The 4923-nt window shown below is 65.0% G+C and carries 5 protein-coding genes and 1 pseudogene; 2 read left to right on the top strand and 4 right to left on the bottom strand.

Translation table 11 applies throughout. The features are described from left to right. Both ACESL8_RS12465 and xth read left to right on the top strand, forming a co-directional pair. Positions 1 to 479 (top strand): annotated as a pseudogene (locus tag ACESL8_RS12465) (ATP-dependent DNA ligase); the annotation flags it as partial. A gap of 17 nt (positions 480 to 496) precedes the next feature. Beyond that, positions 497 to 1279, top strand: a complete 783-nt coding sequence (gene xth / locus ACESL8_RS12460) for an exodeoxyribonuclease III (RefSeq protein WP_372919339.1) — start codon at positions 497 to 499, stop codon at positions 1277 to 1279. Here xth and ACESL8_RS12455 read toward each other — a convergent pair. From ACESL8_RS12455 to ACESL8_RS12440, 4 genes are all read right to left on the bottom strand, one after another. Continuing rightward, a complete protein-coding gene (locus ACESL8_RS12455; RefSeq protein WP_372919341.1) occupies positions 1276 to 3213 on the bottom strand; it encodes a transglycosylase domain-containing protein in 1938 nt (645 codons plus the stop codon). The two genes, xth and ACESL8_RS12455, sit on opposite strands and share 4 nt — an antisense overlap. A gap of 95 nt (positions 3214 to 3308) precedes the next feature. Next, entirely contained in the window at positions 3309 to 4076 is a 768-nt protein-coding gene (locus ACESL8_RS12450) for a ThiF family adenylyltransferase (protein ID WP_372919337.1), read from the bottom strand. 10 nt (positions 4077 to 4086) lie between these two features. Continuing rightward, positions 4087 to 4536 carry a dUTP diphosphatase gene (dut, locus tag ACESL8_RS12445; RefSeq protein WP_372919335.1) on the bottom strand — a complete coding sequence of 150 codons (450 nt, stop codon included), beginning with the start codon at positions 4534 to 4536 and terminating at the stop codon, positions 4087 to 4089. Further along, positions 4533 to 4923: phosphopantothenoylcysteine decarboxylase (locus ACESL8_RS12440; protein ID WP_372919333.1), on the bottom strand; the 391-nt coding region annotated here is incomplete at its 5' end. The genes dut and ACESL8_RS12440, both read right to left, overlap by 4 nt.

Raw genomic sequence — 4923 nt, 5'->3', positions numbered from 1 at the left:
GCGCCCGCGATGCCGCCATCGAAGGGCTGATGCTCAAACGCCGCGATGCGCCCTATGTTGCGGGGCGCCGCCAAGGCCAGTGGTTCAAGTGGAAACGCAGCGCGCTCACCGCCGATTGCGTGATGATGTATGCCCAGCGCGGCCACGGCAAACGATCGAGCCTGTACAGCGATTTCACCTTTTGCTGCTGGACGGACGACGGCCAGTTGCTCCCTGTCGGCAAGGCGTATTCGGGCTTTACCGATGCCGAACTGGCCATGCTGGATAAATGGGTGCGCAGCCACACGTTGAACCGGTTTGGCCCGGTGCGCGAAGTGGAACGGGCGCTGGTGCTGGAAGTGGCGTTCGACAGCATCCACGCCTCCACCCGCCACAAATCAGGCCTGGCCATGCGATTCCCGCGCATTTCGCGCATTCGCACCGACAAGCCGGCAGCCGAAGCCGATACGGTGGCGGCACTGTTGAAGCTGGCGACGTGAGGGCGTAAGCCTGCGCCATGCTGCCAAAGCCCCTCCTCATCGCCACCTTCAATATCAATGGCACCAATGCCCGCCTGCCGCGCCTGGTGGAATGGCTGGAGGCCGCCAAGCCCGACATTGCCTGCTTGCAGGAAATCAAGATGATGACAGAAAATTTCCCCGTCGAGGTGCTGCGCGAGGCGGGGTATCATTGCCTCGTTCAAGGCCAAAAGGGCTTCAACGGCGTCGCCATCCTGTCCCGCGAGCCGGCCACCGAAGTGCAGCGCGGCTTGCCCGGTGACGAAACGGATGAACAATCGCGCTATCTGGAAGCCGATGTGATGGGCGTGCGGGTGGCCAGCATTTACCTGCCCAACGGCAATCCGCAGCCCGGGCCAAAGTTTGATTACAAGCTGGCGTGGATGGAACGCCTGCGTGTCCACGCGCTGGGCCTGCTGCAAACCGGGCTGCCGGTGGTGCTGGCCGGCGATTACAACGTGGTGCCGAACGATGACGACATCTGGGACCCCGGCGCGCTGGCGGGTGATGCGCTGATGCAGCCCGGTTCGCGCGCCGCCTGGCGCCAGCTATTGTGGCAGGGGTGGACCGATGCCGTGCGCCAGTTGCATCCGATCGGCGGTATCTGGAGCTTCTGGGATTATCAGGCCGGTGCCTGGCCGCGCGACCACGGCTTTCGCATCGATCACCTGCTGCTCTCACCGGCGGCGGCCGACCGGTTGCAGGATGCCGGGGTAATGAAGGACGTGCGCGGCATGGAAAAAGCCAGCGACCACGCCCCGGCGTTTTGCGTGCTGCGCTAGCGCTGTGGCTGTGACTGTGACTGTGACTGCGGCTGTGACTGGGGCGGCTCGTTCAGCGCCTTGTCCAGCCAATCATCGTCCAGCCGCGGCGCTTCGTCGGGAAGCGGTTCCTCGCCTTCCATCGGCGGCGCCTCGTCCACGGTGATGCCATAGCTTTGGGCATCCGGTTCGGGGCCAAAGCCTTCTTCGGTGATGTCGGTTACCAGTGCTTCGGGCGGGGTGCCGCCAACGGCGCGCGCCATGAACTGCGCGAATGCCCGCGCCGGAGCGCGGCCGCCGGCGAGGCCGCGCACCGCCTTGGCATCATCGCGGCCCATCCAGACGCCGGTGGTGATGCCGCTGGAAAATCCGATGAACCAGCCATCCTTGTTGCTGCTGGTGGTGCCGGTCTTGCCGGCCAGCGGGCGGCCGATCTGGGCGGCGCGGGCGGTGCCTTGTTCCACGGCGGCCTGCATCAGCTGGGTCATTTGTGCAGCGACCACCGGTGCGACGACCTGGCGGGTTTCACCTTCGCTGCGGTTATACAGCACGCGGCCGGTTCCGGTGGTGATGCGGGTGATGGCAAAGGTCGTGTGCTCAAGCCCGCCGCTGGCAACCGTGGCAAAGGCGTTGGTCATTTCAAACAGGGTGACGTCGCTTGCGCCCAGCGCCATCGCCGGCTGGCGGCTGACCGGCGTTGTGATCCCAAAGCGGCGGGCCATTTCGGCCACCGTGTCGAAACCCACCTGCTCGGCCAGTTGCACCGCTACCGTGTTGACAGATTGGGCAAAGGCTTGGCGCACGCTTACCGGCCCGGCAAACTGGCCATTGTTGTTTTTCGGGCTCCAGCCGCCGATGCTGATTGGCTTGTCTTCGTAGATATCCTCGAGCGTGACACCCGATTCGAGCGCGGCAGCGTAAACGAAGAACTTGAACGCCGATCCGGGCTGGCGCCGCGCAACAATCGCGCGGTTGTAGTTGGAACGCACGTAATCGGTGCCGCCCACCATCGCCTTCACGCCGCCATCGCGGGCCAGCGCCACCAGCGCGCCTTGAGCGCCACCTGGCGCTTCGGCACGGATCGCGGCTTCGGCCATACGCTGCATCTGGGCGTTGAGCGTGGTTTCCACCAGCAGCGGCTCGCCAGCTTCGTCGGTGAAATTTTCGAGCTCGGTCAGCACCCAATCGGTGAAATAACGCACCCCGGCGGTACGGGCCTGCGGTGCGAACTGCACCAGCCGCGGATCGGCGGCGGTGGCTTCCTCGGCCGAAATGCCGCCTTGCTCCACCATCACTGCAATCACCGTGGCGGCGCGTTTGCGCGCGGCTTCGGCATCGGCCGACGGCGCAAAGCGCGATGGTGCCTTTACCAGCCCGGCGATGATGGCGGCTTCTTCCAGGCTGAGCCGGCGGGCGCTGTGGCCATAAAATTTGCGGCTTGCAGCATCGATGCCATAGGCGCCGCCGCCGAAATACACGCGATTAAGATACAGCTCGAGAATGACATCCTTGGCGTATTTGCGTTCAATGGCCAGCGCCAGCACCACCTCGCGCAATTTGCGGGTGTAATCCTTTGATGCCGTAAGGAACAGGTTGCGCGCCAGCTGCTGGGTGATGGTGGAGGCACCCTGCGCTTTGTTCCCGCGCAGCGTGTTGACCGCGAACGAGCGCGCGATGCCGATTGGATCGATGCCCGGGTGATACCAGAAACGCCGGTCTTCCACGGCGATCATGGCATTTTTCATGGGGGCCGGAATTTCGGCATAGCTCAGCCATTCGCCGTAGCCAGGGCCGAAACTGGCCAGCACGGTGCCATCGTCGCCGCGGATCTCCACTGGCTGGCCGTTGGGGCTGCGCTTCATCGCGTCGAAATCAGGCAGATCACGGTAAGCCAGCGCCACCGCGACACTCAAGGCAATGACGCCGGCGAGCCCGGCCACCAGCACAAATTTCAGGATCGACCCGAACCAGCTGGATTTTCCCGACCGGGGGCGAATGGGGCGCGAGGTTTTTGGTGGCACTGGGGTGTGTTATCCAACAAATACGGCAGCTATTGGGCGGCGCAGGATGGGCAGGCAGGGTCTTTGGGCAAGGCGATGCTGCGGAAGCGGCCGGAGAGGGCATCAAACAGGGTCAACTGCCCGGCGCTGGACGGGGCAAAGCCCGACAATTCGCGGATCGCCTCCATCGCCATCAGGCTGCCGATCACGCCGGTCAGCGCGCCCAGAACGCCCACCGCCGCGCAAGTGCGGTCGGGTTGATCCTGCGGGTTGCCGACGAAGCAGCGATAGCAAGGCAGCGCCGGATCGTGGCCCCCTTCATATCCTTTGAACACTGCCACTTGCCCATCGAATGGCCCGACTGCGCCCGATACCATCGGCACCCGGGCTGCCAAAGCAGCATCGGCGACCAGCAGCCGCGTCGCGAAACTGTCGCAGCCGTCGATGATCAGATCGTGGCCGGCCAGCAGCGCATCGACATTGTCTGCTTCCAGCCGCAGCGCCACCGCGACGGTTTCGACATGCGGATTGAGCGCGTGGAGGCGCGTCGCGGCACGCTCGGCCTTCATTTCCCCGGCGTCGGCGGTGGCAAACAGTACCTGGCGCTGCAGGTTGGACAGCGCCACCGCGTCATCGTCGATGATCGTCAGCCGGCCCACCCCGGCCGCCGCCAGATACAGCAGGCACGGGCTGCCCAGCCCGCCGGCACCCACCACTGCTACGCGCGCCCGGGCCAGCGCCGCCTGGCCGCGCCCGCCGAATTCCGGCAGCACCAGATGGCGCGCGTACCGCTCCAGCTCGTCGTCGGAAAAGTTCACGCCAGAAATCTCAACTGCTTGTTCCGGTGGAGCCAAAGCCGCTGGCGCCGCGCTCGGTGGCATCGAGCGCGTCAACCACGGTGAGGCTGGCGCGGATCACGGCGGCGGGCACCAACTGGCAGATGCGCATGCCGCGTTCGATGACAAACGGCTCGGTGCCCAGATTGATCAGCAGCGCGTGAACTTCCCCGCGATAGTCGCTGTCGATGGTGCCGGGGCTGTTGGGCACGCTGATGCCGTGCTTCAGCGCCAGGCCCGAACGGGGGCGCACCTGCACTTCATAACCTTCAGGGATCGCCATGCAGAAACCCAGCGGCACCGGAAATCGCTCGCCGGGTGCCAGCGTCATGGTATTCATGACAGCGGCCACTGCGTCCATGCCGGCAGCGCCCGCAGTGGCGTAGGAGGGCAGGGGCAGGCCTTTGCCGTGTGGCAGGATGGTCAGCGGAATGGCAATCATGATCGTTCCGAAAAATGCGCTTCGATGCGAGCCGCCAGCGTTGTGGCCACTGCGGTTTTGGCCTGATGGCCCCAATCCTCGCTGCCTGTGGCGGTAACCAGATGAACATGGTTTGAATCACTGCCGAACACGCCTTCACGCACGTCGTTCGCCACTATCCAGTCCGCACCCTTCTTCACCCGCTTGGCGCTTGCATGAGCGATCAAATCCTGCGTTTCCGCCGCAAAGCCCACCACCAGCGCCGGGCGCTGGGCGTGGTGGCCGATGCCGGCCAGAATGTCGGGGTTTTCGGTCAGCAGTAGCGGCGGCGGGGCGCTGCCATCCTTCTTCAGTTTCTGGGGGTTAGCCTGCGCCCGCCAGTCCGCAACGGCGGCGACCATCACGGCG

It is taken from the genome of Sandarakinorhabdus sp. (genome assembly GCF_041689835.1).
GTDB lineage: Bacteria > Pseudomonadota > Alphaproteobacteria > Sphingomonadales > Sphingomonadaceae > Sandarakinorhabdus.
The sequence above is the reverse complement of the archived record's forward strand: the minus strand, read 5'-3'. Positions and strand labels throughout refer to the sequence as shown.